The sequence below is a fragment of the Dendrosporobacter sp. 1207_IL3150 genome (genome assembly GCF_036763085.1).
In the GTDB taxonomy this organism is placed as follows: Bacteria; Bacillota; Negativicutes; order DSM-1736; family Dendrosporobacteraceae; genus JBAIYU01.
In genome coordinates this window covers 238,999-265,986 of record NZ_JBAIYU010000010.1, presented here as the reverse complement: position 1 = coordinate 265,986, position 26,988 = coordinate 238,999, and the positions used below count along the sequence as shown (strand labels likewise).

25 protein-coding genes and 1 riboswitch are annotated in these 26,988 nt (G+C 38.9%); of the genes, 18 read left to right on the top strand and 7 right to left on the bottom strand.

What is annotated here, in order from left to right:
- Nucleotides 1-119 precede the first annotated feature (119 nt).
- From V6C17_RS04735 to crcB, 4 genes are read left to right on the top strand one after another with little or no spacing between them, the layout of a single operon-like run.
- The gene (locus tag V6C17_RS04735; protein WP_333521397.1) at nucleotides 120-1,304 is read left to right on the top strand and encodes a cation:proton antiporter; all 1,185 of its coding nucleotides are present in this window, start codon (nucleotides 120-122) and stop codon (nucleotides 1,302-1,304) included.
- Nucleotides 1,294-1,716 (top strand): universal stress protein, encoded by a 423-nt coding sequence (locus V6C17_RS04730; protein WP_333521396.1) that lies wholly within the window; start codon nucleotides 1,294-1,296, stop codon nucleotides 1,714-1,716. The genes V6C17_RS04735 and V6C17_RS04730 overlap by 11 nt, the downstream gene beginning before the upstream one ends.
- Before the next feature lie 48 nt (nucleotides 1,717-1,764).
- On the top strand, nucleotides 1,765-2,112 hold the full coding sequence (locus tag V6C17_RS04725) for a DUF190 domain-containing protein (RefSeq protein ID WP_333521395.1): 348 nt from the start codon (nucleotides 1,765-1,767) through the stop codon (nucleotides 2,110-2,112).
- A 31-nt stretch (nucleotides 2,113-2,143) separates the two neighbouring features.
- Nucleotides 2,144-2,518 (top strand): fluoride efflux transporter CrcB, encoded by a 375-nt coding sequence (gene crcB, locus V6C17_RS04720; protein ID WP_333521394.1) that lies wholly within the window; start codon nucleotides 2,144-2,146, stop codon nucleotides 2,516-2,518.
- Between the two features lie 340 nt (nucleotides 2,519-2,858).
- On the opposite strand, the gene V6C17_RS04715 is transcribed toward crcB, so the two are convergent.
- Nucleotides 2,859-3,236 (bottom strand): YbaN family protein, encoded by a 378-nt coding sequence (locus V6C17_RS04715; RefSeq protein WP_333521393.1) that lies wholly within the window; start codon nucleotides 3,234-3,236, stop codon nucleotides 2,859-2,861.
- 538 nt (nucleotides 3,237-3,774) lie between these two features.
- Nucleotides 3,775-4,371 carry a hypothetical protein gene (locus V6C17_RS04710; RefSeq protein WP_333521392.1) on the bottom strand — a complete coding sequence of 199 codons (597 nt, stop codon included), beginning with the start codon at nucleotides 4,369-4,371 and terminating at the stop codon, nucleotides 3,775-3,777.
- A 336-nt stretch (nucleotides 4,372-4,707) separates the two neighbouring features.
- Here V6C17_RS04710 and V6C17_RS04705 point away from each other — a divergent pair, with 336 nt between their 5' ends.
- The 9 genes from V6C17_RS04705 (at nucleotide 4,708) to V6C17_RS04665 (ending at nucleotide 15,984) form a co-directional block, all read left to right on the top strand.
- The gene (locus V6C17_RS04705; protein WP_333521391.1) at nucleotides 4,708-5,172 is read left to right on the top strand and encodes a C-GCAxxG-C-C family (seleno)protein; all 465 of its coding nucleotides are present in this window, start codon (nucleotides 4,708-4,710) and stop codon (nucleotides 5,170-5,172) included.
- A 108-nt stretch (nucleotides 5,173-5,280) separates the two neighbouring features.
- The gene (locus V6C17_RS04700; RefSeq protein ID WP_333521390.1) at nucleotides 5,281-6,582 is read left to right on the top strand and encodes an L-cysteine desulfidase family protein; all 1,302 of its coding nucleotides are present in this window, start codon (nucleotides 5,281-5,283) and stop codon (nucleotides 6,580-6,582) included.
- Nucleotides 6,583-7,049: 467 nt separating this feature from the next.
- Nucleotides 7,050-7,817 carry a DUF4931 domain-containing protein gene (locus V6C17_RS04695; RefSeq protein WP_333521389.1) on the top strand — a complete coding sequence of 256 codons (768 nt, stop codon included), beginning with the start codon at nucleotides 7,050-7,052 and terminating at the stop codon, nucleotides 7,815-7,817.
- Nucleotides 7,818-8,105: 288 nt separating this feature from the next.
- A riboswitch (cyclic di-GMP riboswitch) is annotated at nucleotides 8,106-8,191 on the top strand.
- Nucleotides 8,192-8,414: 223 nt separating this feature from the next.
- Nucleotides 8,415-10,760, top strand: a complete 2,346-nt coding sequence (locus V6C17_RS04690; protein ID WP_333521388.1) for a sensor domain-containing protein — start codon at nucleotides 8,415-8,417, stop codon at nucleotides 10,758-10,760.
- A gap of 306 nt (nucleotides 10,761-11,066) precedes the next feature.
- The gene (locus V6C17_RS04685) at nucleotides 11,067-11,723 is read left to right on the top strand and encodes a hypothetical protein (RefSeq protein ID WP_333521387.1); all 657 of its coding nucleotides are present in this window, start codon (nucleotides 11,067-11,069) and stop codon (nucleotides 11,721-11,723) included.
- 107 nt (nucleotides 11,724-11,830) lie between these two features.
- On the top strand, nucleotides 11,831-13,000 hold the full coding sequence (locus tag V6C17_RS04680; RefSeq protein ID WP_333521386.1) for a sensor histidine kinase: 1,170 nt from the start codon (nucleotides 11,831-11,833) through the stop codon (nucleotides 12,998-13,000).
- Nucleotides 12,997-13,680, top strand: a complete 684-nt coding sequence (locus tag V6C17_RS04675) for a response regulator transcription factor (RefSeq protein ID WP_333521385.1) — start codon at nucleotides 12,997-12,999, stop codon at nucleotides 13,678-13,680. Before V6C17_RS04680 ends, V6C17_RS04675 begins: the two co-directional genes overlap by 4 nt.
- 655 nt (nucleotides 13,681-14,335) lie before the next feature.
- A complete protein-coding gene (locus tag V6C17_RS04670) occupies nucleotides 14,336-15,091 on the top strand; it encodes a TerC family protein (protein WP_333521384.1) in 756 nt (251 codons plus the stop codon).
- 344 nt (nucleotides 15,092-15,435) lie between these two features.
- A complete protein-coding gene (locus tag V6C17_RS04665; RefSeq protein ID WP_333521383.1) occupies nucleotides 15,436-15,984 on the top strand; it encodes a flavodoxin family protein in 549 nt (182 codons plus the stop codon).
- A gap of 226 nt (nucleotides 15,985-16,210) precedes the next feature.
- On the opposite strand, the gene pdxR is transcribed toward V6C17_RS04665, so the two are convergent.
- From pdxR to V6C17_RS04650, 3 genes are read right to left on the bottom strand one after another with little or no spacing between them, the layout of a single operon-like run.
- Nucleotides 16,211-17,611 (bottom strand): MocR-like pyridoxine biosynthesis transcription factor PdxR, encoded by a 1,401-nt coding sequence (pdxR, locus tag V6C17_RS04660; protein ID WP_333521382.1) that lies wholly within the window; start codon nucleotides 17,609-17,611, stop codon nucleotides 16,211-16,213.
- A 34-nt stretch (nucleotides 17,612-17,645) separates the two neighbouring features.
- Complete coding sequence (locus V6C17_RS04655; RefSeq protein WP_333521381.1) at nucleotides 17,646-18,815, bottom strand: cysteine desulfurase family protein; 1,170 nt, start codon at nucleotides 18,813-18,815, stop codon at nucleotides 17,646-17,648.
- Nucleotides 18,816-18,824: 9 nt separating this feature from the next.
- Entirely contained in the window at nucleotides 18,825-19,469 is a 645-nt protein-coding gene (locus V6C17_RS04650; protein WP_333521380.1) for a rhodanese-like domain-containing protein, read from the bottom strand.
- A 673-nt stretch (nucleotides 19,470-20,142) separates the two neighbouring features.
- On the opposite strand from V6C17_RS04650, the gene ppsA reads away from it, so the two are divergent.
- Nucleotides 20,143-22,755 (top strand): phosphoenolpyruvate synthase, encoded by a 2,613-nt coding sequence (gene ppsA / locus V6C17_RS04645; protein WP_333521379.1) that lies wholly within the window; start codon nucleotides 20,143-20,145, stop codon nucleotides 22,753-22,755.
- A 107-nt stretch (nucleotides 22,756-22,862) separates the two neighbouring features.
- On the opposite strand, the gene V6C17_RS04640 is transcribed toward ppsA, so the two are convergent.
- Complete coding sequence (locus V6C17_RS04640; protein WP_333521378.1) at nucleotides 22,863-23,696, bottom strand: Mrp/NBP35 family ATP-binding protein; 834 nt, start codon at nucleotides 23,694-23,696, stop codon at nucleotides 22,863-22,865.
- 388 nt (nucleotides 23,697-24,084) lie between these two features.
- Between V6C17_RS04640 and V6C17_RS04635 the strand changes: the two genes are divergently transcribed.
- The 4 genes from V6C17_RS04635 (at nucleotide 24,085) to V6C17_RS04620 (ending at nucleotide 26,036) form a co-directional block, all read left to right on the top strand.
- Nucleotides 24,085-24,240, top strand: a complete 156-nt coding sequence (locus tag V6C17_RS04635) for a hypothetical protein (RefSeq protein ID WP_333521377.1) — start codon at nucleotides 24,085-24,087, stop codon at nucleotides 24,238-24,240.
- A 173-nt stretch (nucleotides 24,241-24,413) separates the two neighbouring features.
- Nucleotides 24,414-24,704, top strand: a complete 291-nt coding sequence (locus V6C17_RS04630) for an ArsR/SmtB family transcription factor (protein ID WP_333521376.1) — start codon at nucleotides 24,414-24,416, stop codon at nucleotides 24,702-24,704.
- A 32-nt stretch (nucleotides 24,705-24,736) separates the two neighbouring features.
- A complete protein-coding gene (locus tag V6C17_RS04625; protein ID WP_333521375.1) occupies nucleotides 24,737-25,744 on the top strand; it encodes a permease in 1,008 nt (335 codons plus the stop codon).
- 52 nt (nucleotides 25,745-25,796) lie between these two features.
- Nucleotides 25,797-26,036, top strand: coding sequence for a thioredoxin family protein (locus V6C17_RS04620; protein WP_333521374.1), 240 nt, complete (start codon nucleotides 25,797-25,799; stop codon nucleotides 26,034-26,036).
- 88 nt (nucleotides 26,037-26,124) lie between these two features.
- Here V6C17_RS04620 and V6C17_RS04615 read toward each other — a convergent pair whose 3' ends face one another.
- Nucleotides 26,125-26,946, bottom strand: coding sequence for an MBL fold metallo-hydrolase (locus V6C17_RS04615; RefSeq protein WP_333521373.1), 822 nt, complete (start codon nucleotides 26,944-26,946; stop codon nucleotides 26,125-26,127).
- Between the last annotated feature and the right edge of the window lie 42 nt (nucleotides 26,947-26,988).

Here is a 26,988-nt window from a genome sequence, read left to right as displayed (position 1 = left end):
GGTGAAGAATATGCGAAACGACGGAGGAAAAATCTTCACGATATGCGGGAGGAACTTATACTTCTTAGGTCTTTGTTACAGAAGGTAATAAAGTAGACAAACGTAAAGGAGTGAAGTACATGGAGCAGAATTTTGCTATCGCGGCGCAGTGGGTGCTATTGGCTCTCATTGCAACTGTATTCTCAATCCGACTTGGCATTTCTGTTGCATTAATGGAAATTGCAGTAGGAGTCATCGGCGGTAATGCTCTGAATATCGAAATTACTCCCTGGGTTACTTTTTTAGCTGGATTTGGTGCTGTTGTTTTGACTTTCTTAGCCGGGGCAGAAATAGATCCAGACAGCCTTAAAGAAAATATGACCGAAAGCTTAGTCATCGGTTTTGTATCTTTTCTATTACCATTCCTCGGAGGTATGGGGTTTGCATATTACGTATTTGGCTGGGATGCTAATGCATCTAAAATTGCGGGGATTGCCTTATCTACAACATCAGTAGCTGTAGTTTATGCTGTAATGGTGGAAAGTGGTTTGTCATCTAGCCGATTAGGGCAAGCGATTTTAGCAGCTTGTTTTATTACTGATCTTGGAACAGTAGTGGCGCTTGGTATTTTGTTTACTGGTTTTTCTATGAAGGTAGTTTGGTTTACAGTCGTTTTAGTAGTTACTGTCTTTTTGGTGACACCGGTTGCTAAGAAGGTTTTTGAGTGGTATGGAGGACGCGTTAGTGAGCCTGAGATAAAATTTATCTTTTTAATACTCCTGGCTCTGGCTTATTTAGCCGTTATCAGTGGTAGTGAGGCGGTTCTGCCGGCATATATCATTGGTATGGCAATGGCACGATTTTTTAAATATTACAAAGAGACCCTTCATAAAATGAGGGCCATCATTTTTGCAGCATTTACTCCTTTTTATTTTATTAAGGCTGGTGTATTAGTAAACCCTTCAGCGTTATACACAATGTTTGGATCTATTCTGCTCTTTCTGTTGATAAAGATGGCAGCCAAATTTATTGGTGTATTACCGGCAACAAAGTTTTTTAAATATGAGAAAACGACAGGGATATATACTACTCTTTTAATGAGCACTGGACTCACTTTCGGGACTATTTCGGCACTATATGGCTTAACAAATAACTATATTGATAGTAATCAGTATAGTGTCTTAGTTGCTGCAGTAATATTAAGTGCAGTTATACCTACAATTATTGCGCAAAAGTGGTTTTTCCCTGTTCCTTCCGAAATAGTTCAGACCTTATCTGATCAAACAGCTAATAAGGTGCAGCGGAGTGTAGAACATGGAAATTAAGAAGATGGTTGTTGCATACGATGGATCTTCAGAAAGTGAAAGAGCGCTAAATTGGGCGATTGATTTAGCAGGAAAGATTAGAAGCGATATTGTAGTTGTTTCGGTAGTTAAACCCCCTGAATTTAGCCCGACGGTTAGTGAAATTGAGGAATTCTATGAGGACGGAGAAAAATATTTTCGTCCGCTGTTAGAAAAGGTTGAGGAAAAGGTTAATTTCCTTAATATATCCTTGAGAACTGAAATTCTAAGAGGGCATCCAGCTGAAAGCATTGTTAGGTACGCCTATGACCGAAGAGCCGACTTAGTAGTATTAGGGACAAGGGGAAATGGTGGTTTTAAGAGTTTAATTATCGGAAGTGTAGCGCAAAAGGTTGTAACCTACTCCAAAGTACCTGTAGCTGTAATAAAGTAGTAGCTTAGCCTTAATAGATAAACAATCATCAAAATAGGAGGATAATATATGCCGAAAATAACAAGTAATGCTAAAAGACTCAGAATTTATATTGGGGAAGGAGATCATCTGAAAAATAGATCACTATATAGTGCAATTGTTGAGAAAGCAAAAGAATTAGATATGGCGGGAGCTACAGTTTTTAGAGGTATAATGGGTTATGGTGCTAACAGTCGTATTCATACAGCTAATATCGTTGATTTATCAAGTGATTTGCCAATTCTTATTGAGATAATTGATAGTGAAGAATATATTGCCAAAATCTTGCCGTTTTTAGATGAGGTTGTTAAAGAAGGGTTAGTAACCATAGATGATATTGAAGTGATAAAATATGGGCATAAGCCACCTATAAGATAATGTATCGATTGCAGTAAGGAAGGAGAAATCAATGGAAAAATTGTTATTAGTGGCAATTGGGGGAGGAATTGGAGCTTCAACGCGATATTTAGTATCCTCTTGGGCTGTCGAACGCTTCGGATCAGGCTTTCCATATGGAACTCTTATCGTTAACGTGGCTGGATGCTTTATAATCGGCATGTTTATGGTAATAACCACTGAAAAATTTGTAGTAAATCCATATTGGCGATTACTAGTTACAGTAGGCTTTCTAGGTGGTCTTACTACGTTCTCTTCTTATAGCTATGAAACATTCAAACTGCTTGAAGAGGCAAGTACAACAATAGCGCTTTATAATGTCTTTTTCAATTTGATAACAGGTTTTGTCGCCACTTGGTTAGGTATTGCCCTTGCTAGGCTATTTTAAATACTAGTGGTTTGTTTATAAAACAAGGGACAGGGTATCTGTTTTTTAAAACAAAGTACCTGTCCCATCATTCTATTGTTACAAGGGAGGATTGCTTCTAAATTAATGGAAAATCTAGTTGTTTTGATATATGTGTGGGTAAGGGCTTTCAATGTAGTTTATGGCAAGCGTTTTTCAGTGTATTATTTTTACAGAAACACAGGATATCTTGGGGTTGGTAGAAAAGATAGAATCAGCCGGGTGTATTAGTTATTGTCTCGAGAGCTGCACAGCAAACCGTCCCCAATGCTCCGCTTGTCACCTATTTTAAGTCGAAAAAGGAAAAAAACAAACTACTGCATTACTTTAAAGTCCGTAAGGAAAGAATATACAAAGTAACTCCTGTGCCTATAGTGACTAACAGGAGGTGGAGATATAGGCTGGGCAGCAAAAACATAGAAAAACCAAGTGATACCCACAGGAAAGTCAGCGCCAGTAGTTTACTCTTCCTACTGATAGATCGGTAGGTTTGATAATGATAAATATAGCTGCCAAATGTTTTATGGTTAATCAGCCAATTATACATCCGATTTGAACTACGGGTAAAGCAATAGGCAGTAAGTAAGAGAAATGGCACTGTCGGCAGAAGGGGAATAAAGATACCAATAATACCAAGAACCAGTGATAGGCAGCCAACTGTTATTAAGATATATTTTTTTAGAAGTTTACCAGTATACATCACAGTTACCCCTCATGATTAAGCTGAAAATATAAATATCAGGTGCGTCAAAAAAGCTCTTTTAGCTGAGAGAAGCGTACACGCGCGTCCTTATTTTAGTATATATAGTCCCACTAGGGTTAATGCAAATAGAATTATGTACCGCTCTTTTATAGCCTTCTACATAAGTTAAAATATTTCCTATTGATTTATAAATATCTTAAATTGTAATAAATTGGATGAGTTATAGTTTGATATATTGAGAGTATCTAATAGTCAAAAGGGTGTAGGTTATAGGTACTTTCAAAAGTGAGCAGATTTTTACTGCGAAGTAATGGGTTTGATCGAGCTCATGAATATCATCCGCTATGGAGAACTGTATAATGTCATAAGGGAAAAGTAGAACTCCTGCCAAAGTTGCCGTAGTTGGCAGGAGTTCTCTGGTAGTTATGAGGAATTTAAGTTGAATGTTATCCTATCAGCGTCGCTATGGTAGGAGAACTGAGGTGCTGAATATGCCACTGTTTTGAGCAGGTATAGTTACAGTATTAAATGATTGTTAATATGAGTCACAGTAATTTTTACAATATATGTTTTTTTGCAATTGACAGTCTGGATCATAGGAGGAGAAAGATATCCTTAAGCGTGGACGGTAATTTAAATTGGTAACTAATCCGAAAACTTTAGAAGCTACCTCATTATAATTACTACATAAATCACTAATATCGTCATTAAAGAATTGAACAACAGATCTTCTTATAACAATTACAACATCGCCAATAGTTGATTCCATAAGGGGGGGTATTTTTTTTGCTGTTAAAACAGTACCAATGAATAAGGGGTTTTTATATAAGGCAGTGCAAAATGTTTGTGCTAATGTTTGCGGAGTATATGATTTATTGGTAACAGGTACAACTTGGCCACGGCTGTTGAGAACTACAATGTCGATGGTTATATTACCAATTTTATGGGTAAGAGGAAGAACATTACGTAAGGCAGTTGCAATATCGTTATTATTGGTTACCTTAATGGGTAAGGTATATTTATCTCCTTCAACTTCTAAGTCATATACGGTAATATATGGGCTTAAGCCATAGGTATATTTGATTTCATTTGCAAAAGTATACCAAGGCGGAGATAATCTGGTATTTGCCATATGATAGGCCTCCTTTTTTTATTGTACTATATACTATGTTAAGTAAAGTAAATAGGTTATTTTATTAAGTCTTTTGGCAATTTGGAGAAAGGCTTAAAAAGGGGCCGCAGAGTACGCTAGCGGAAAAAACAGCTCTTTCGTATAGTTTTTTTGTAATTCGGAAGAATGTACAACGGGGATTTTTAAAGAAAAGTAGAATGTTATGTTTTTATCTTTCGGCAAAGTAAATAAAGTGGTTGAATGTTTCATGGGGTTACCATATACTGTAATTGAGCATATACCCAATATGGGGATGGATTTTCAATCATACGAAGAATAGGGCGGGGGGAGCGTTAAATGGGCGACGTAATTGTGCAGAGTATTAAACAACAAGCAGGTCAGAATTTTCGAGATGGTTATAATTGCGCTGAGGCTATTTTACGTGCTTTTAATGAAAATTTAGCCCTTGGATTAGGTGACGATGCGTTAAAGATGGGCGCAGGTTTTGGCGGGGGGATGGGGCACGCTGGGTGTGTATGCGGAGCATTAGCTGCATCCATTATGGTACTCGGCGTACTGCAAGGCCGGGCTCATAAAGATCAAAACCGGGAACCTGCTTATCGCGCCTCTGAAGAGTTTTACTGTAAATTTAGTGAAGCTTTTGGTGGCACTTGTTGTAGATTACTCAATCTTCATCCATTCGAGACTAAGGAACATCTTCGTAATTGCTTAAAGATTACTGGCAATACCGCCGATTTACTCATGCAGTACATACAGGAGAACGGATTGAGCAAATCTCAAGGTTTTAAAGAAAGCCCATAAGTTATGATTATCTTTATTTACCTATGTTTAAAGGGAATTGTATATTAGCTGCAAAACAGTCAAAACAGTAGATTTTTTTCGAATAACTGTTTGGATCGAGGAGTATAGATGGATCAGCAAAAAAGAATTCGTAAACTTTTATCAGATGAACTTGTAATTGCACTTGGGTGCACAGAGCCGATATCAGTAGCTTTTGCCGCCTCACTAGCTAAGAAATATGCTCGCGGAGCAGATATAACTCTCGTTAATGTATCTGTCAGCCGAAACGTTATAAAGAATGCCATGGGGGTTACCATTCCTGGAACCAATCACTGTGGTGTTGATATGGCAGCTGCCTTAGGTATTGTAGCTGGAGATCCTGAAAAGAAACTGGAAGTTTTGTCGGGGCTTATCGATAGCGACATCCAAAAGGCAGAAGCACTAATTGCACAAGGTATTACTAAGGTCCAAATTGCTGATTCTAGCAAGAAGTTATATATTGAAGTTAATATTGAAACCACGAAATCCTGTGCCAAGGTTATTCTTGCCGATGATCATACTAGAGTTAGTAGTATTGAAGTAGACGGAGTGGTTATATTTCAAGCAGAACCCATTGATATCTGTGAGATTTCTAGTGAAAAAACAATGGGATTTCTAAATCTTGAATCAATTTGGGATTTTTGCTTATCTGTTAATCTTAGTGATTTGGAGATTGTTAAGCAAAGTATTGAACTCAATAGGAAGATTGCCGAAGAAGGCCTTCGCAATCCATATGGACTACAAGTAGGTAGAACCATGCAAAGCAATATTAGACTAAAGATATTAGGGGATGACATCGTAAATTATGCTATGTCTTTAACGGCAGCTGGAACGGATGCCAGAATGGCTGGAAGCCCGATGCCCGTAGTTAGTAACTCGGGAAGTGGTAATCAGGGGATTTCTGCAACTATACCAGTTGTAGCCGTTGGTGAACGACTAGGGGCTTCGGAGGAAAAAATCCTGCGGGCTGTTACGTTAAGCCATTTGATTGTTATATACATAAAAGCAAAATTTGGGCGTCTGTCTGCAATCTGTGGCGCAATTGTATCCTGTATAGGGGCAAGCTGTGGAATTGCCACTTTACTTGGAGGCGGTCTAGAAGAAGTTAAAATGGCGATACAAAATATGTTGGGAAATGTAACTGGAATGCTGTGTGACGGCGCAAAACCGGGTTGTGCTCTGAAAGTTGCGACTTGTACAGGTGCAGCAGTGCAATCAGCACTACTGGCAATAAGGGGATTTGGTATCAGGCACACTGATGGCATTATTGAAACAAGTCCCCTGCACTCAATCGAAAACTTATGTCGGATTGGTAGCGAAGGAACGATAGATACCGATAAAATAATTTTGGAAATCATGCTGAATAAGCAGGAGAGCAAAATAGTATCATAGCTCCAGATATTAACGCACCTTTAAAAAGATCCTCGCAAGTGTAACGAACCCCAACCTATTTCAGTACTTATGCTGGAATGGGTTTTTGTTTGTATGGCAAAACCCACTCATATTATTAATCGCCTGATTATTATGGTGAATATTCGTCAAGTTACCTAAGAAAAGAACTTGAGTGAAAAATGTAAGAACGCCGAATCGTTATAATTAAAACATGGGGACAGGTACTATGTTTTCTAAAACAGTTAACCTGTCCCCGTGTTTCTTTCCTAGTCGGCAAACAGTGAGATGACACCTGCTAGGTGATTGTTCTTGATTCAGAGTCTACAACGCGAACGTCGACTTTATGTGATAACTTCAGTTCTTTTTGCAACTTTTCCCGGTCACCCGGGCGTAGCTATCTGGGGAAAGTTCTTGGTATGGTATAATAGAAAAAATTAATACACTTTGGTCTACAAGGAGGCTTAGCAATGACCCCCAAGCAAATCCACCTCGTTTTTGACACCAAGATTGGCGGAACCAAACCGGTGACTGTTGTCGATAACGGCCATAAATGCCCCTTCTGTAATCGCGACGAACTTGAGGGTATCATAGCAGAAGACGGGCCTGTACTCCTCATCGCCAACAAATACCCGGTACTAAGAGATACCTACCAGACCGTCCTCATTGAAACTGATGACTGTTCATCCGAACTGTCGCTCTACCCAAAGGAGCACCTCTACCGAGTCATCCGCTTTGGCGTCGAGAAGTGGCTGGACATGATAGCCGACGGTGAATTTTCTTCGGTACTGTTCTTCAAAAACCATGGCCCTAGCTCGGGTGGATCCATTCGTCATCCCCATATGCAGATCGTCGGCCTTCGCCACGTCGACTATACTGTCAATATTCCCCCGGCTAGTCTCGAAGGTATCGTCATTAGCCGTAACGGCGGTGCTGAACTATCTATTGCTGATAAGCCTCTGGTTGGCTTCATTGAACTAAACATCAAGCTCACCGATCTCAAACAACTCGACCGACTGGCGGACTACCTGCAAATTTGCGCCCACTACTTTCTCCACCACTTCAATCGTCACTGTAACAGCTACAATATCTTCTTCTACCATATACGAGGACAGATAACAGCCAAAGTCATGCCTCGATTCATTACCTCGCCCATCTACGTAGGCTACGTCATCCCCCAGTTTTCTACGCGTATTCCCGATGTAGCAGCTGACCTTAAGCGAATATACGGATTATAAGTTCTGTCGGGTTGAATTCAGGAGACTAATTTCAGCCCCGTGCAGGCGTTAGTCGAAAGAAATAACATAGCGGATTTGTAAGGTTGCGGATCGCTTTCACCAACTAAATCCTGAGATGACTAGAACCCGTGAAATTTCATGGGTTTTTTACTGCGTGTAGTTTTGGTATAGATATGGTTTCACCCCCACCTGGGTTTAGGAAATAATTGACCTAAATTGAAATAATTGACTAATAAGTAAAAAAGTTATAAAATAATAGCAAAAATGATAAAAATTTGTTGGTTTAACTAAATATATGGGCAAACTTGTCGAAAGATAAGGACGCAAAGCTTTGGGTCTAAGGATATAATGTCTATGATTGCCAGGTTGCCAGATGAATTAAAATTACCTTTATGTGGCAAGCGGGAGCTTGCCTCTATTTGTTCCATGATTTAGCCAAACTTCACTTTTAGCTGAGGAAGTCCGCAAACAAGCTGGTGAAAGCAATAGATCCGAAAAATTAAACAATACATAATAAATTAGTAAAAGAATATTGGATTAACTGGTTACATAAGTCTTTTTGCATAGTACCGATGGTTCAAAAACGGGGGGACTAAAGTGAAGTTTGATTTTGGTTATGCCGGAACGTATGTTATATGCGTACTGGTTATGATAATTGTTTGGCTGCTGGTTAAGTATTACAGGATGAAGGAGCAGCTCAAGAAAAACGAAGAGCGATTTAGCAAGCTTATCAATAAGCTTGCTTTGGCTCTTTCTTGTGATAAAAGTATCATTTGCAATGATGAGAAATTTATGGACGACGAAGCTATAATGGCGATATTAAATGATATTACTGATCGTAAAGTAGAGGCAGATTTGCGCAATAGTAAAAAACTTCTCTCTTTGGCGGCAGAATTGACCCATCTGGGGCCATGGAAATATTATAATGAGAAAAACCTTCTCGAATTTGATGATGAGTTTTACATTATCTATGGCACGGATGTGGCTAGGGAAGGTTCATTTATGACTATGGATGAATATGCTAGGAAATTCGTGCATCCGGATGATGTTTGCATTATAGCGATGGAAGTAGAGAAGATGCGTATGACCACAGAACGTCACTATACTGCTGAATTTGAACACCGTATAATACGGCGGGATGGCGAGGTACGCACTATTCTTGTCCGGGTTGATACAGAAAAAGATAACGAGGGGAAGATTCAAAAGTGTTATGGTGCCAATCAGGATATCACCGAACGTAAAGCCATGGAGGCGGCTCTGCACAATAGTCGGGAGATGCTCTCGCTGGCGGCAGAACTAGCCCATCTAGGACCATGGAAATATCACCATGAGGAGGGACTTTTCGAATTTGGTGATGAGTTCTATGCTATCTTTGGTACTGATGTAGCGCGAGAAGGTGCATTCATGACTCCGGAGGTGTACTGGAGAGAATTCGTACACCCAGATGATGCCTGGATGTTTAAGACATCTGAGGTGAAAAGGACGTATGAGCATCGTATTATTCGCAGGGATGGCGAAGTGCGAATTGTCGCTGTGCAAGGGAATATCGTAAAGGATGCCGCTGGCAAGATCATAAAGTGGTATGGGGCGACTCAAGACATCACCGAACAAAAGCAGGCTGAGGCTACTTTGCGTCATCAAACGGAAAAGATTCGTCGCATTGCCTACACCGACGTGCTTACTGGCTTGTCAAATCGCGCACATTTAAATGAAATGCTTGAGGGGGAGATGGAGCAAGCTCGTCGCGGTATGTCGACAGGGGGGGTTCTATTCATCGATTTAGATGATCTTAAGACGGTGAATGATACACTAGGGCACACTTATGGTGATGCAATTATAGTTGAAGCTGGGAAACGCATCGCAAAGGAAGTGGGGAAAAATGCCATCATTGCGCGCATTGGCGGAGACGAATTTGTGGTAATTTTGCCTGGGAAAAGAGATAGGCAATGCATTGCAACTATTGCCGATGGAGTAATTCACGCACTCTGCCAGAATACTGAGGTTTTCGGAGAAATATTTCATCTATCGGCCAGCATTGGTGTTACTATCTATCCCGATGATGATAATACGGCTGAGGGCATCCTTAAGAACGCTGATAACGCAATGTATTTTGCTAAAAATTCCGGTAAGAATTGCTGGAAATTCTACGATGTGGAAATGCAGGCAGTGGCTTATGAAAAGATGATGCTTACCAAAAGTCTGCACCGCGCAGTAGGAAATAATGAGTTTGAAGTGTATTATCAACCGCAAGTAAATATTGCTGACGGCGCTATCGTGGGATTCGAAGCTTTACTTCGCTGGAATAGTCCGGAACATGAGTCTATACCGCCGGTACGTTTTATTCCTTTGGCCGAGCAAAGCGGACTTATCAATATCATCGGAGATTGGGTACTCCAGGAGGCGTGCCAGTTTGCCCGGCGATTAGCCGATAATGGGTGGGGAAACATCTGCGTAGCGGTTAACGTGTCACCACATCAATTATGTGCTGATCGTTTTATCGACAGTGTACGTGATGCCCTGCTTAATGCTGGTGTTTTGCCACACCAGCTTGAAATTGAAATTACCGAGAATGTTTTAATTGCCTCGTTTAAAGACAGCATTTCTAAGCTTGAAGAATTGCAGTCGATGGGTGTGCGTTTAGCGCTTGATGATTTTGGCACAGGTTATTCGTCTTTGACGTATCTTCAGCGGTTACCAGTTCAGACTTTAAAAATAGATAAATCCTTCATCGATATGATCTTGGTCCCTGGTTCTAAAAAGGCAATTATCAGTACTATTGTAGATATGGCGCATCAAATGAAAATGACAGTCGTCGCTGAGGGTGTGGAGACGGAAGAACAATTGGAATATTTAGCGAAAATCCACTGCAACTTTGCTCAAGGCTATCTTTTTAGCCGACCGGTGCCGAAAAACGAGGCTTTACAGTTGTTGTCACCACGTTAACGATTCCCAGTAACCAGTGATACGGAGGAGGTTATTTACACTGAGCTACATGTTGAAAATGGGTGGATTTGCAGAAGTGCTGATCGCCTCCACCACTTAAAGACAGAATACTTATTAAACCACGATTTCGTGGTTTTCTTACTTTGTGCTGTTTTAAAAGGCATTGAGTATCTCCACCAGGATTGATTGGTATATTTTACAAAGGTTTTATTAAAACTTTATAAAATTTTTATAAATGCTTTAGAAGCAGTTTAAAGTCTTTTCTTATAATAAGCTCATAACAAATTAAGGGGGCTTATTAAAAAGATGAACAAACTCAAATTTCTGTATGATGTGGTTAAGACGTTACGGGATAAAGATGTTATCAATGGTGTGGCAACAGTAGAAGTACAAAAAGACCAAGCAAAGATTCTTTATGTTAAAAACGAATTTCAAAAAAACCTAGTAACAATGGAGACTAAGGCAAATATCATTTCCGAAGTAGATTATGAAGGAAAGAAAGTAAAACATCAAAGCACTACTGAATTTACTAATCATTGTCCAGGTAATGGTATGCATCATAAACTATTTAGACATATGCATCATGCTGGTGGCAGATGCGGGGGTATAAAAGCAAAACTCACAAAACTCTCCTTTGTATTAGGTCTCTTAGATAATATGAAGGCAGAAGAACAGGCAGATAAAACCACTCTTGTTACATTAGAGATGACAGAGCTGCCTGAAGATATCAAAACACTCATTCAAGAAAGAATGATTCATGCAGAGTCACACCACAATCAGAGACATTGTTGCTTCATGAAAGAGTGTAGCTGCATAGAGAAAGGCAAATTTACATTTGCTATGACTGTTAATATAGATCACGAAATTGAGAAGATAGTAGTAACCTTTGACGGCGTACAACAAAATGAAGATGATGAACAGCATATTCTGGACATAGTCGTTGAGTTACAACTTAATCAATAATTAGGGTGCTAGTAGCTATATTGTGGGGTGCAAGCTGAAAGAATAGTTTGCGCCCTTTTCACTATATTCAATATAATAAACCTATAAGAGTAAAGGCAGGTGATTCGGTGTTTAGGTGTAATAAACGTCATTTTCATTCGGATTTGGAAAATCAATGTGATGATTCCTGCTTCTCGGCCTTCCAAAGAATTCATCGACATCATCATCGGGAATTTCAAAAATATCATCAATATTTTCGCTATTTTAGACCCGCTATTGTACTGTTCAATATCCTGATGCTATATCTATTATTTAGTTGGGGAGGCTTTGAAGGGATAGGCGTTTTTTTCGCAGTCCTCATCAGTATTAAAGGAATTGTTCATTTCATTTTTATGCGGCGTCTAGAGAAAAGGATATTTGCGCCCATTGAACAACTAAAGCTAGGCATCGATGAAATTGCCAGAGGCAACTATAATGTAAAAGTGGAATGTGATGTCCCTAATGATCTTGGTTTATTGATTTTTTCTTTTAATGAAATGGCAAAAAAATTATACGAGAGTGAAAGAATACAACATGAATATGAAGAAAATCGCAAAACACTCATTGCTAATATTTCCCATGATCTCAAAACACCCATAACGGCCATTCAGGGTTATATTGAGGCTTTACGGGATGAAAACATTAAATTTCAAGGTGACAAGGACAAGTATCTAAAAACCATTCATAACAATACGATTTATATTAATAAACTAATCGATGATCTCTTTCTTTTTTCAAAACTCGATATGCAAAAATTGGATTTCGCTTGCGAGAGTGTAGAGATTGGTGCTTTTATGGATGATTTTATGGAAGAATACAAATTTGGGCTAGAAGAAAAAAACATCAGATTCCAGTATATACCAGAATTGAAACAGGAATATCACGTAAATATCGATGGCAAAAGATTTCACCAGGCTTTTAACAATATTATTAGTAATGCCGTCCAGCACGGTCCGGAAAATGATTTGTCCATCGAGATTACAATGTATATGCAAGAAAAATATATTTGTATTGCTATTCAAGACAATGGACACGGAATTGCTGAAGATAAACTACCTTATATCTTTGACCGTTTTTATCGTATTGATATTGAACGTAAGAAAGATTATATGTGTACCGGACTTGGCCTAGCAATCGCGAAGGAACTTATTGAAGCTCATTGCGGGAAGATTACTGTTTCAAGTAGAGAAAATGAAGGCACTTGTTTTACAATAATGCTTCCCATTTTACAAGAACATGAGGATGAGATTACAACATGAAGCGTATATTAATTATTGAAGACGACCTGGACATTGCTGAACTGGAGCGAGACTATCTTCAATTAAATGGTTATACTGCCGAGATTGTTCAAGATGGAGTGCTAGGTTTGAAAAAGGCAATGACAGGTATATATGATGTGATTGTTGTTGACTTGATGCTGCCCCAAAAAGATGGATTCGAGATTATTAAAGAGATTCGTAAAAAGCTCGAGATACCTATCATAGTTGTGTCGGCTCGTAATGACGATATTGATAAAATCAGAGGGCTGGATTTTGGGGCGGATGACTATTTGACAAAGCCCTTTAGCCCTGCAGAGCTCATTGCTAGGATTAAATCTCACATGAGGCGTTATGAGCGTCTAAAAGGTCATACTGTTTCTGAGGTTATTGAGCATAAAGGCTTGGAAATCAATATAGCATCACATAAAGTCATGGTGAATGGAATGCCAGTCCAATTAACAACTAAGGAATATGAGTTGTTATTGTTTTTGGCTTCCAATCCCAATATTGTTTTCACCAAAACACATCTTTTTGATACTATATGGGGCGACGAGTGCTATGGCGATAATGCAACGGTTGCTGTTCATATTCAAAAAATTCGCAAGAAAATTGAGAAAGACCCGTCCAATCCGGAATTTATTGAGACACTCTGGGGGACGGGCTATCGTTTTAACCCATAATGGATATGAGGGAAAGTATGTTTTACCATATTAAAAGAATTTATGAAAATAATCCCCAAAACAGTCAAATAGGCCAATTGCTAATACTACGAGCCACAAACATAGAGCGGCTTTTAGCTTGGCTTTTCATGACGGACAGAGAAGTTTGAGAAAGTTACTTCCATCTGATATTATTATAGACAATACTGCACTGGAAGAATTTGAATTATATATATTGAAGCACAAAAAGCACTTGCCAGAACAGCAAGTGCTACTTATTTAGATGGAAATTGATTTAGTCATAAAGAATGAGTTATTTTTGCCAAGGGAAGGAAATTCTTTTGGCAAACGTGTCACTTGGAACCGTCCCCTGTGACATGGTGGATAACTCCCAAGTTGAGGAGAATTAGTACATCAAAATATCCGCCCCAGTTAGTCGCTAGATATAGTTGCAAAAGCAGGGTGAATATGTCAAAATTATTATGGAAAACTATTCGTAGTAGTATATCAGGCGGTTGATACGGCTATACGAGCAGCAATTGCGGTAATGGGTAGATAATTTTGATAGTAATTGTGTTTTAATTCAAGGTTTATTGTTGCATTTTGTAAGTTGATATAAATCAGGATGGTCAAAATAGTTGATAATATTTAATTATCAGCAAAAGGAGATGGCGTGATGGAATGGTTGGCTAATCCTCAGGTTTGGATGGCATTGGTGACATTAAGTGCACTAGAAATTGTACTCGGAATTGATAATATCATTTTTATATCTATTCAAGTCAGCAAGCTCCCAGTTCATCTCCAGGATAAGGCTCGAAGGATTGGCCTTTTGCTGGCGATGTTTATACGCATAGGTCTGCTGTTCTCTCTTACTTGGCTGATGGGACTTACTGTACCGCTTTTTACCGTTGTTGGTAATGAAATTTCTGGGCGTGATTTAATTCTTATTATTGGTGGATTGTTTCTTATTTGGAAAAGTACTATGGAAATCCATGAAAAGCTTGAAGGCGGGGATGAAATTTCACCTAATAGTGTTGGGACAACGTTTGGATCTGTGATTTTTCAGATACTGCTTTTGGATATTGTCTTTTCACTTGACTCAATCATTACTGCATTGGGGATGGCGGAGCAACTTAGTGTCATGATTGCAGCAATCATCATAGCAGTTATTTTTATGATGTTGTTTTCTGCACCAATCAGTTCATTTGTGGAACGTCACCCGACTATCAAGATGCTCGCTTTGAGCTTTTTGCTCCTGATAGGCGTAGTACTTATTGGAGACGGCCTGGATATGCATATCCCTAAAGGATATATCTATTTTGCTATGGCATTCTCGGTAATTGTCGAGATGCTCAATCTTAAACTCAGAGGGAGTAAGCCGGTCAAACTTCATCAACCACACTTGGATGAATCGAACGATGATAAAATTTAACTAGCTCTTCTCTGACTCAACCGAAAGATAAGATAACACTTCTATACACTTGAAAGACAGAAACATAAGTATCCCCAAAATTAAGCTTGATACATTAAGTCTTGGGTGACTTGCATTGCTATGGATTGCCTCCACCAAAAATTGATGTACCCTCCACCTAGCTGGTGGAGGGTTTTGCATTTGTAACACTAATTTATGATTGAGTCTATAATAAGTTTTATTCATAGTATAAAAAAGGATACTATAGCACGAAAAAGTGCATACTTGCTTGCTGTAATGTTAGTGTATATTATTATAGCATGGAGACGCTTCCACTAAACAAAATTTTAGGGAGGAATCTATTGATGTCAAAAAATATACTTATTTTAACAGGCAGCCCTAGAAAAGGCGGCAATACCGATAAGTTAGCAGAGGCATTTATTGCTGGAGCCCAACAGGTCGGGCATACAACTGTAACCTATACAACCGCAAATAAAAATATTAAGGGGTGTATTGACTGTCAGACTTGTTTCAAAAAGGGTACTGCTTGTTCGATTCCTGACGATTTTAATGAACTTGCACCGCTTTTGGAGCAAGCCGATATGATTGTATTCGCAACTCCTATGTATTGGTTTTCGTTTCCGGCAACACTAAAAGCTGCGATTGACAAATGCTATTCCTATTTAATTGCAGAAAGGCCATTAAAGATAAAAGAATGTGCTCTGTTAGTCAGTGGCGGTGTGCAAGATGAAACGATGTTCGAGGGTATTATTAAGTCCTATAAGCTAATTGCTCAATTTCAGAATTGGAAAAACATCGGCACAATCATTGTGACAGGTCTTCATGATAAAGAGGATGTTCTGAAAACCGAGGGGTTGCAGAGAGCGGAAGCACTAGGGAAAAGTATACTTTAGTTTCTGGAAGTGCAGAGACTGTTCTGTTGTTTCTGCCTTGCTAATGTTGATGTAGAAAAAAGGTTGATTTGCAAGGTTGCGGATCGCCTCCACCAATCTAAAGTTGTGTTTTTATAAAACAATACTAAACAGCTATTTGTCTGATGATGACAGATAGCTGTTTTTGTGTTTGAAGGGAGTTTATTAGATTTACTATGAGAATCAAGGCGAAAGAGGAACGCGAAACTTATTCATCCTCTAACCATGCCTGCCGCAGTAACTGAACAGCGGGATAAATATCTTCAAGCGCGATACCACCATATCCAAGTAGAACAGTTCCAAAAGGGGCATCACTTTGATCTTGCCACAGATTTCCTGCAGGATGGATTAGAAGCCCTGCTTGAAATGCACGCGCTACAAGTTCCTGCTCTGATAGCTGTGACATTACTTGAACCAAAAGATGCAACCCTGCATTTCCTCCCGAAATTGAAACAGCATCACCAAACTCATGTTTAAGAGCCTGAATTAAAATACCACGCTTTTTCTTCATATGCCTAGTGATTTTTCTTAAATGACTTCCCCATTCGCCTTCTTTTAAGAATAGCTCCAAAGGCTTTTGTATTAAAAAGGGTACAGAACAAGGGAAGTGTTCTGAGCTTAAGAGAAACCGATCCACCATTTTTTGAGGAAGAACCATATATGCAACCCGGATGGACGGTGAGAGTATCTTCGAAAAACTTCCAATGTATATGACTTGGTCTGGAGCTAATGCTTGTAATGCCTGGATGGGTCTAACGTTATATCTAAGGTGGCAGCTATAGTCATCTTCGATAATGATTGAATCAGATTCACGAGCCCACTTTACAAGTTCAAGACGTCTGGTAATAGACATGATGTTTCCTGTGGGAAATTGGTGTGAAGGGGTTACATATACTGCTTGGGCATCAGTCATACGTAGTTGTTTTACTTTTAAGCCATGTTTTTTTACTGGTACTGGTATTATGCGAAAGCCCATATTAGAGAAAATAGAACGTGCTGCCCAGAACCCTGGGTTTTCTATCGCGATAGCATTAGTCGAGGGCTGGATCAGCTGACCGGCAAGATTAAGGCAGTATTGCGTTCCAGGGCAGATAACAATCTGATTTGCAGTGCATTCTACCCCGCGATACTCCCTCAAGAACTCTGAAATGGCTGTTCTCAGTCCATGTTCTCCTTGTGCTGGTCCGTAACTCATGATTTGCTCTTTATCATCACGCAAGCATTTATTGGTTAATTGCCTCCACTTCCTAAACGGGAAAATAGCAGTCTCTAGCTTACCATATTGCAAATTATATTTTGGAGATTTTACTGGCTCGTTCAAAATAGCTTCTTCTTCTGTTTTTGTCTCCATAAACACAGGCAGATTAAGATTGTCTAGCGCTTCTATATAGTAGCCGCTGCGTGGTTTTCCCACAAGATAACCCTCTGACACAAGTTGCTGATATGCCATATCAACTGTGGTTCTGCTGACGCATAACTCTTTTGATAAGTGGCGGCTTGACGATAGTTTTGTCCCAGGTTTCAAATCTCCGCTAAGTATATTATTGCGAATTTGTTGATAGAGCTGAGAGTACAACGGCTTTCCATCTTTGGCGCTTAAAACAAACATAACAAATGCTCCTATGTAAGATTTGGCAGATATTTTAAATTAAATTCTGTTTTATCTGGTATTTAAGCATCGATTTGGCTATAATCATTTGCAATATTAACAGAAAAGAATCTATTTCCTTTATTGTATTATAAGTAGAAAAACTAACGCGAATGGCACTATTTGCTAAATCTTCACTTATCCCGGCTGATAACAAAACCCGTGAAGGCTTATTACTTTTAGATGAACAAGCAGAACTCTTAGAGACATAGATAGCTTCACTTTCTAGGGAAAACAATATTTCTTTCGAGCTAAGACCAGGGAGAGAGAAGTTAACAATATGGGGGGCTCCAACCTCGCTATGTATTTGTGGGCTATTAAGTATACACCCCGGAATTTCCATTAGCCCATCTATTAGATATTTTTTAAGATTAGATAAATATTTATAATTATCCTCTTGCTGTAGGTTCTGCTTATGCATAGCTTTGCTCATAGCTACTATACAAGGTACATTTTCTGTTCCCGCGCGGTACCCATACTCTTGTCCGCCGCCATTTACTAACGGAGAGAATGAAGTGCCGCTGCGAACATAGAGAAGTCCTGCTCCTCGCAAACCATGAAATTTATGAGCAGAGATGGCTAGTGAGTCGATTCCCCATTCTTTGGGACTTAATGGCAGTTTACCAAAGCCTTGTACTGCATCGACATGAAAATGAATAGTAGGAAATGCCGACAACAATCGGCCAATATCCGCGATAGGTTGTATCGAACCTAATTCACTATTTACATACATCACAGTAACAAGAATAGTATCTTTTCGTATATTTCTTATTACATCATCTAAATTAATACAACCCTTGTCATCAGTTGGCAGGTATGTAATGAAGTAGCCCATACTCTCTAATTGCTTGCAGGTTTCATATACAGAGGCATGCTCTACACTCGTTGTAATAATATGCTTGCCATGCAAATCGTTCCTTATAGCAAGTCCCTTTATTATTGTATTATTACTCTCAGAGCCGCTTGATGTAAAGATAATTTCTTCCGGCCTTACTCCCAAACTATCAGCGCAAACACTTCTTGCTTGTTCTAACTTAAGAGCTGCTTTTGCCCCTAGGCGGTGGGGGGAAGACGGATTGCCAAAATATTGCGTCGACATTTCGTGATATGCTGCTAAGATATCTTCATCCGGTAAGGTTGTAGCACTATTGTCAAAATAAATCATAGTTACTAATCACTTCACTTTTTTGAATGTTTTGATTACTGATACTAATGTATCCATAACGGATACTACAAACCCCAATCCGTTCCAACCCATCATCCCGCTAGTCAAGATTCTTGCCTGATAGCCATTGTCCACTAAAAACTCGCAAACATAGCGAGCACGAAATCCATGAGAACATACCACAATATATTCTTTGTCCTTAGATAGGGTTGCCATTTTATGGGGCAGCTCTTTTATTGTTATATGTACAGCACCAGGTATACTGCCTTTTTCTAATTCCTTGTCGGTCCGTAGATCAATTATTTGAAAAGAGGGGTTACCTGTTTCGATCATCTTTCTTAATTCGTTAGCGCTTATTGGTTGAAGGTTACTGTTTTGACTACTGTTCTGGCGAGATTTTTGCCCGTATACAGCTTCTTCTATGGTATAGCCCTTTACAAATGGGAAATTCATGACATCCTTACCGGCTGCCTCTGCTTCGTCTTTCGTTCTAAATAATGATAGTGCCCACCATTCTTCAGATCTTTTCTGTTGTAGGTAGACGATGTAGCCTGTTTGGAGACAGTCACCACAGACATGATTGCCTGTTTCCATTTCGTAAGTAGTCCCGTGTGTTTCCGAGTGACACACACTACAAAGATTCTTAGTTTCCAAACCTAGATCTCCTCCTCAAAATTAACGCTGAGTTTGCGTATTCTTACGCGCTTATGTTACACCAGAGGACTACACATTAAAAAGATCCAGTTTAGAGAAAAAATACAAGGCCAGTTGTAATGTCAATTTATATGAATCAGATGACGATTCGTCAAACTGATTGAAAAAAGTGGATTTTAAAGTAACGGCTCGCATCGTCTGAATAAAAACGAACCCGCCAATTCGGCGGGTTCGTTGCTTTGAGTGTTAGTAAAAGAAAGACGCTATAGACAAAGGATTAACGAAATAATTTTTAAGGACATGGTAAAACAATCTGACGGGAAAGATATTTATAGACACTTGATAAAAAGTTCGTTAGTTCATATTTACGGGAAAGGCAATGAAATAAGAAAAAGGAAGGTGTTTATACCTCCCTACATTTTTTCAACTATAGCAGTCTCTAAATAACCGGTTCATTTGATTATAAAAAGATTAAATTTTCATCGGAGTAGTATCTTTAAAGTACTTATTTGAAGATACACTCAATCTCTTCCACTTTAATTATAACATATAAAAAAACGAAATTGTAGACTGGTTGTTTCCATTTGCTACTGCTATAATGCAATAACACGTTAACCGCTGACTGAAGGATGACATCAAAAAATTAAAGAAGAAATGCAAAAGGAGGGAATGTATGAATCTCTTTGTGCTTGGTTTCCAGGATATTGATAAAACAAAACTCATGGTTGTTGGGGGTAAAGGTGCTAATCTTGGGGAGCTCACCAAGATTGATGGAATACGAGTACCGGATGGCTTTTGTATCTCTACTGAAGCCTTTAAAAGAACACTCTCGAAAACGCCGTTGATTAACGAATTACTTGATAAGTTATCGCTTCTGAAGGTGGAAGACCGGGAAAAAATCGCTAAGCTTAGCGGTGAGATTCGTAGCGCCATCGAAGGGATAGACATCCCTCAGGACATTAATGAAGAGATCACCAGCTTCCTTTCCGGACTTGATGAGAAAAATGCCTATGCAGTACGATCAAGCGCAACCGCGGAGGATTTGCCTACGGCTTCCTTTGCTGGCCAGCAGGATACGTATTTGAACATTATCGGAAAGGAAGCAATCCTTAAACACATCAGCAAGTGTTGGGCATCGCTGTTTACTGAGAGGGCTGTAACTTACCGCATTCAAAACGGCTTCGACCACCGTAAAGTACACCTGTCTGTGGTTGTTCAGAAGATGCTCTTCCCGCAGGTGGCAGGAATTCTGTTTACTGCCGATCCTGTCACGGGCAATCGAAAGGTGTTATCCATTGATGCCAGCTTCGGACTTGGTGAGGCCTTGGTCTCGGGACTGGTGAATGCTGATATCTATAAAGTGCGTAACGGAACGATTATCGATAAGAAGATATCCGCCAAGAAGCTGGCTATTTATGCCTCAAAAGATGGTGGTACGGAAAAACAGGAGCTTGGACCAGAAAGGCAGAATGCACAAGCTCTAACCGATGAGCAGATTTTAAGCCTCACGCGCATGGGGAGAGAGATTGAACGACATTTCGGCTGTCCCCAGGACATCGAGTGGTGTTTGGCTGATGATGAATTTTACATTGTCCAAAGTCGGCCAATTACTACTTTATATCCCATCCCTGAAGCAGCTGATGATGAAAATCATGTTTATCTATCTGTCGGCCATCAGCAAATGATGACCGACCCCTTGAAACCATTGGGAATGTCTTTAATGGAGTTAATATCTCATGGTAAGTGGTCTAGAGCTGGTGGAAGGCTGTTTATTGATGTGGCGCAAATGCTGGCTTCACCAGACGGCAGAAAAATGTTGTTAAATAACATGAGACAACTCGAACCACTCACAGAAGACGCAATTATGACCATCATAGAGCGAGATTTTATAAAATGTTTACCAAATGATAAGAAAGAGCAGAATCCTGGTAATAACGATAAAATTACGCTGCCTGCAGAACATCAAGCACAATTCGAAAACAATCCGTCAATCGTTTCTGATTTGATTAGAAAAAGTCAAAACTCCATAGAAGAGTTAAAGCTAAGCATTAAAGGGAAATCAGGAACGAATTTAATTGATTTTATAATTGAAGATATCCAGGAATTAAAGAGAATCTTATTTGACCCACAAAGTTCAGCTGTATTTATGGCCGCCATAAATGCTTCACTTTGGATCAATGAAAAAATGAACGAGTGGTTGGGTGAGAAGAACGCAGCAGACGTACTTTCTCAATCTGTACCCAACAATATTACTTCGGAAATGGGTCTGGCTTTAATGGATGTGGCGGATGTGATTCGCCCTTATCCTGAAGTAATTGAGTATTTATTGAATGTAAAAGATGATGATTTTTTGGAAAAATTAATTAAGCTCGATGGTGGGCAGGAAGCCCGAGATGCAATCCTGTCTTATCTTGACAAATACGGAATGAGATGCAGCGGAGAAATTGATATTACTAAACCGCGCTTTAGCGAGAAGCCAACTGCACTTGTTCCCATAATTCTAAGTAACATCAGAAACTTTGAGCCTCATGCCAGCAAGCGGAAATTTGAGCAAGGGCGACAGGAAGCTTTGGCAAAAGAACAAGAGTTATTAGAAAGATTGAATAAGTTGCCGGATGGTGAACAAAAAGCCAACGAAACAAAAAGAAATATCAATCTAATCCGTAATTTCATTGGCTATCGTGAATATCCAAAATACGGCTTGGTTAGTCGCTACCTTGTTTATAAGCAGGCTTTACTGAAAGAAGCCGATCGACTCGTACAGACAAATGTTATTCATGATAAAGAAGATATATATTACCTCACTTTTGACGAACTTCGCGAAGTCATAGCGACAAATAAATTGGATTATCATATAATCAGCAAGCGAAAAGAAGAGTACAAGTTATATGAAAAGCTGACTCCCCCACGCGTGATCACGTCTGATGGTGAAATCATTAGAGGTGAGTACAAACGGGAGAATATCCCGGCCGGAGCACATGTAGGTCTAGCTGTTTCTTCCGGGGTTATTGAGGGGCGAGCCCGTGTCATCTTAAACATGGAAGATGCAAATTTAGAAGATGGAGATATATTAGTCACAGCCTTTACTGACCCCAGCTGGACACCATTATTTGTATCCATCAAAGGGCTAGTCACCGAAGTTGGCGGACTGATGACCCATGGGGCAGTTATCGCCCGTGAATACGGCTTACCAGCAGTTGTCGGAGTAGAAAATGCCACAAAGTTAATCAACGACGGACAGAGAATCCGGGTAAATGGAACGGAAGGCTATGTAGAAGTCCTATAAACGAATTGTGATGAATAGAAAAACCGGAGAACAAGCGTCTCCGGTTTTTTGGCTATTGTATTAACAAGATATACCAGGATAATATAGCCGTTGTTTAAAATAGTAGTTTACTGTCCTGGATCAATCACAGTACTTTCTTGTCTTTTCTCAGTAAGGATCGTTTCAATAATACCATGCATTGCTTTTTGCGCATTAGCACTAAGGCTGTTTAAAGTATCCCCCTGATCCCCAGATATAACAATGGAAGAGTCAAGGGGTAATCGACCTAGGAAAGGAATACCCCACTCTAGAGCGGTTTTTTCCCCACCACCTGATTTAAAGATTTCGTGAATATTCCCACATGACGGGCAGAAAAATCCACTCATATTTTCAACAATACCAATTACATCTAAATTAACTTTTTTGCAGAACTGTATTGTTTTACGTACGTCTGCAAGGGCAATATCCTGAGGGGTTGTTATAATAAGTGCTTTACAATCGGGAACAACTTCTGAGATAGCGAGCTGATCGTCTGCTCCAGGGGGGCAGTCAATGATAATATAATCTAAGCATCCCCAATATACGTCAGCTAGAAATTGAGTAATAACATCTTTCTTAGCTGAATCACGCAAGATGATCGGTTGATCTGGATGTTCAAGCAGCCCTTGGCTAGAGAAAACACTTAAGTTTTCATTATAATAGAGCGGAATTGCTGTAGAACCAATATTTTTATGCTTATGATTAGTTAGTCCAAGCATACCAGGGATACTTGGACTATGTAAATCTAAATCAAGCAAGCCGACTTTGCAGCCATGATTACTTAAGCTGACAGCGAGATTAGCAGCAATTGTGCTTTTACCAACGCCACCTTTCCCACCCATAATCAAGAATTTATTTTTTACATTTTGAAGAAACGAGAGTATTTTTGCACTTTGTTCTTTAGGCGGAAGCTTTTCACACAACGTTTAATCATCTCCTTAAATGGCGAGAAGTAGTATCATACAACGCATAATTGGATAATTTTACGTAGTTTTCCCGAAACGTTATGAACCATACAATTAGCGACTAGGTACATCTTTGTGGATATGTGTTTACAGAATTTTAGGCTCGTTTTTTAATATAATAAGAAAAAATACATATTTGATTTACATTATTAGAAATATTTAAGGGTATAATTTAAAATGAGCATATGCCCGATTAAAAACTTTAGATATAGAATTCGTATTAGACAATTTAAAGAACAGAACGGCATACAAGAAGTACTTTTTTACTAAGAGCTAGCCTTAAATAAACATAAGAGAATTGCGTAATTTTATAGGCGGCTATAAAACGCGAAAGGGAGGTGTTTATATGCCTGGATACTATGGAGCAGGTCTTGGTATGTGCCCGCGAATTATTGGGGGAGCATGTTTAGGGCTTGGTGGTATCGTTAATATTGCTATATTAGGTGTTGGAATATACGCAATAAGCAAACTAATAAGCCAGCCTGCTGTAAAACGAGGATGAAATTAGTAAAGGGTGACTATAGTTAAACTATAATCACCCTTTACTAATTTCAAGGAAAACTTTTTAATAAACACATTTGATATAAAAGACATTGACAATTATCTATATATTGGAATACTATAAGATATAGATAGTTATCTATATCTTATAAATCTTATTATCGGGTGATTGATGTGAATAAAAATTATAGTGAACACGCCTTATTTATGAAAGCTCTAGCCGATGAAACTAGAGTCCAAATATTTGATATGCTTTCCAACGGAGAACTATGTGCTTGTAGAATACTTGAAGAATTTCATATAACTCAACCAACCCTGTCCTATCATATGAAGATACTGTGTGGTAGTGGTCTTGTTAATAGCAGGCGTGATGGTGTGTGGGTTAAATACTCCATAAATAAAGAAGGCTTTGAATCATTAAAGAGATTAATTCAATCAATTAGCTCAAAATTTGAAAAAAGTTAATAACAAATTGCCTGGGTATGAGGGGAGATGGAATGGTGATAATTCTCGAGTGGTTAAATACTCAATTACTCAAAATGGAGTGGCTCAGTAATTTAGTGGCTTTATTAGTAGGAGAAGCATTTGGGTTAGATATAAACAGTAGAATTGGTGGGAGTATTCACTTCTTCATCTATGATGTAATAAAGATATTCATGCTGCTTATAGTGTTAATATTTACTATTTCTTATATACAAAGCTATTTTCCACCTGAAAAGACTAGGAAAATTTTAGCCAATTTTACAGGGATTTCGGCGAATATTTTGGGAGCGCTGCTTGGAACTGTAACACCTTTTTGCTCCTGTTCTTCTATTCCTTTATTTATCGGCTTTACTAGTGCGGGATTACCTATAGGAGTTACTTTTTCTTTTTTGATTTCTTCGCCGCTTGTAGATTTAGCATCAGTTATTTTGCTTGCAAGTATATTTAATTGGAAAATTGCAATAGCGTATGTTGTAGTAGGTATTATGCTTGCGGTCATTGGAGGTACAATAATCAGCAAAGCTAAACTAGAAAGATTCGTTGAACCGTTTGTGTTCGGTAATAAGGTTCTTGAGATGGAACAAGAGGTTTTATCGACCAGAGAAAGGATTGAATATGCAAAAGAGCAAGTGCTAGTGATAATAAAAAAAGTTTGGCTGTATATTATCATCGGCGTAGGAATTGGAGCTGCCATTCATAATTGGATCCCGGAAACTGTAATATCAGCAGTGCTGGGGCAAGATAAGTGGTATTCTGTGCTCGTGGCTACATTAGTTGGGGTTCCTATGTATGCCGACATTTTTGGAACACTACCGATCGCGGAAGCCTTAGTCTTGAAGGGGGTAGGAATAGGAACTGCGCTAGCCTTTATGATGGCCGTAACTGCACTTTCACTTCCTTCTATGATTATGCTCAAGCAGGTTATAAAAAAGGAGCTATTAGCTATCTTTATTGGGCTTGTAACTACAGGGATTATCATAATAGGGTATGTATTTAATGCATATAGTTATCTTTTAATATAGTAAGTAAATTTAAAATTAGTAATATTTTATATAATATGGGGAGTGGTTTAATATGATTATTAAGGTTTTAGGTACTGGCTGTAAAAATTGTGTTACACTAAAGGATAATACTGAGAAAGCATTGCAAGAAACAGGCGTACAAGCAGAGATTGTTAAAGTAACAGACCTGAAAGATATTATGGCCTATGGAGTAATGTCAACTCCAGCCTTAGTTATCGACGAAAAAGTTGTATCCTACGGAAAGGTTTTAAAGCCTGAAGAAATTGTGAAAATCTTACAAAACACAAAATAGAATATTTAGACCAGGTTGCTAAGAGAAATCTTATATTTACAAAAAAAAATAGGCAGTATGAGTATTATTTAACTCAACTGCCTATTTTTTATGCCAAAAATTCCAGAGTAAGACCGACTGAAACTTCCTGTATATTTCCGAGCTTAGACAAAAAGATGCGAGAGGATAGGTCGGTACAGTGACATGCATAAAGAGCATGAACGTTAGTTTTATCTAAATACTCCAAGGTACCGTTTAATTGTTCATATGATGGTTTGCATAGGTGAAGTCCACCAATAATTGTATGCACGCGAGTATCTTTGCAAACTTCCTTTGCTTGCTCAACAATATTTCCAATCCCAGAATGAGAGCAGCCAGTGATAATTATAAGGCCCTGGTTAGACTTATAGGCAAGTGCAGTATCGTCTTGCATATAGTCAGCTTCAACGCGGCCGTTCGTGGTGATTGTGCCTATCGAGTGCATACCTTCGTACTTATATCGACGCTCTATATCCCCAAGAAAAACTAGCCTGTCGTTAATCCAGATTGGCGATGTGCTTTTCTGGATTAAAAAAGCGTTATTCAACTTTTCAACAGGTATATTCAGCCCTATTTCCTTATTTTCTTTTATCCGACTTTGGAAGGCCAGCGGATGAGCTAAGATAGTAGTCTTTTTCGTATTGGCTTGTTCATAGAAAGGCAGAAGGTGATTAAGCCCCCAACTATGATCATGGTGACCGTGGGATAATACTATATAATTAAGATCGAATAAGTTTATACCAAGCTTTTGGGCATTTTCTAAGAATAATGATGATTCGCCTAAATCGAATAAAACTTTTGTTTCAGTGTCTTCTATATATATTGAAAGACCGGCTTCAGCTTTTAAGTTTTGCGCTGTAGTAGTATTATCAACCAAAATAGTAAGCTTCATAGTGAAGGCCTCCTAGAAGATTAGAGATTCATCTAAATAGTA

Excerpts from the sequence above, each read along its gene's own strand:
- V6C17_RS04655 (WP_333521381.1), bottom strand. The coding sequence starts at position 18,815 with ATGATTTATTTTGACAATAGTGCTACAACCTTACCGGATGAAGATATC.
- V6C17_RS04670 (WP_333521384.1), top strand. The coding sequence starts at position 14,336 with ATGGAATGGTTGGCTAATCCTCAGGTTTGGATGGCATTGGTGACATTA.
- pdxR (WP_333521382.1), bottom strand. The coding sequence starts at position 17,611 with ATGTTTGTTTTAAGCGCCAAAGATGGAAAGCCGTTGTACTCTCAGCTC.
- V6C17_RS04705 (WP_333521391.1), top strand. The coding sequence starts at position 4,708 with ATGGGCGACGTAATTGTGCAGAGTATTAAACAACAAGCAGGTCAGAAT.
- V6C17_RS04675 (WP_333521385.1), top strand. The coding sequence starts at position 12,997 with ATGAAGCGTATATTAATTATTGAAGACGACCTGGACATTGCTGAACTG.
- V6C17_RS04700 (WP_333521390.1), top strand. The coding sequence starts at position 5,281 with ATGGATCAGCAAAAAAGAATTCGTAAACTTTTATCAGATGAACTTGTA.
- V6C17_RS04730 (WP_333521396.1), top strand. The coding sequence starts at position 1,294 with ATGGAAATTAAGAAGATGGTTGTTGCATACGATGGATCTTCAGAAAGT.
- ppsA (WP_333521379.1), top strand. The coding sequence starts at position 20,143 with ATGAATCTCTTTGTGCTTGGTTTCCAGGATATTGATAAAACAAAACTC.
- V6C17_RS04635 (WP_333521377.1), top strand. The coding sequence starts at position 24,085 with ATGCCTGGATACTATGGAGCAGGTCTTGGTATGTGCCCGCGAATTATT.
- V6C17_RS04715 (WP_333521393.1), bottom strand. The coding sequence starts at position 3,236 with ATGTATACTGGTAAACTTCTAAAAAAATATATCTTAATAACAGTTGGC.
- V6C17_RS04725 (WP_333521395.1), top strand. The coding sequence starts at position 1,765 with ATGCCGAAAATAACAAGTAATGCTAAAAGACTCAGAATTTATATTGGG.
- V6C17_RS04665 (WP_333521383.1), top strand. The coding sequence starts at position 15,436 with ATGTCAAAAAATATACTTATTTTAACAGGCAGCCCTAGAAAAGGCGGC.
- V6C17_RS04625 (WP_333521375.1), top strand. The coding sequence starts at position 24,737 with ATGGTGATAATTCTCGAGTGGTTAAATACTCAATTACTCAAAATGGAG.
- V6C17_RS04735 (WP_333521397.1), top strand. The coding sequence starts at position 120 with ATGGAGCAGAATTTTGCTATCGCGGCGCAGTGGGTGCTATTGGCTCTC.
- V6C17_RS04685 (WP_333521387.1), top strand. The coding sequence starts at position 11,067 with ATGAACAAACTCAAATTTCTGTATGATGTGGTTAAGACGTTACGGGAT.
- V6C17_RS04710 (WP_333521392.1), bottom strand. The coding sequence starts at position 4,371 with ATGGCAAATACCAGATTATCTCCGCCTTGGTATACTTTTGCAAATGAA.
- crcB (WP_333521394.1), top strand. The coding sequence starts at position 2,144 with ATGGAAAAATTGTTATTAGTGGCAATTGGGGGAGGAATTGGAGCTTCA.
- V6C17_RS04695 (WP_333521389.1), top strand. The coding sequence starts at position 7,050 with ATGACCCCCAAGCAAATCCACCTCGTTTTTGACACCAAGATTGGCGGA.
- V6C17_RS04620 (WP_333521374.1), top strand. The coding sequence starts at position 25,797 with ATGATTATTAAGGTTTTAGGTACTGGCTGTAAAAATTGTGTTACACTA.
- V6C17_RS04615 (WP_333521373.1), bottom strand. The coding sequence starts at position 26,946 with ATGAAGCTTACTATTTTGGTTGATAATACTACTACAGCGCAAAACTTA.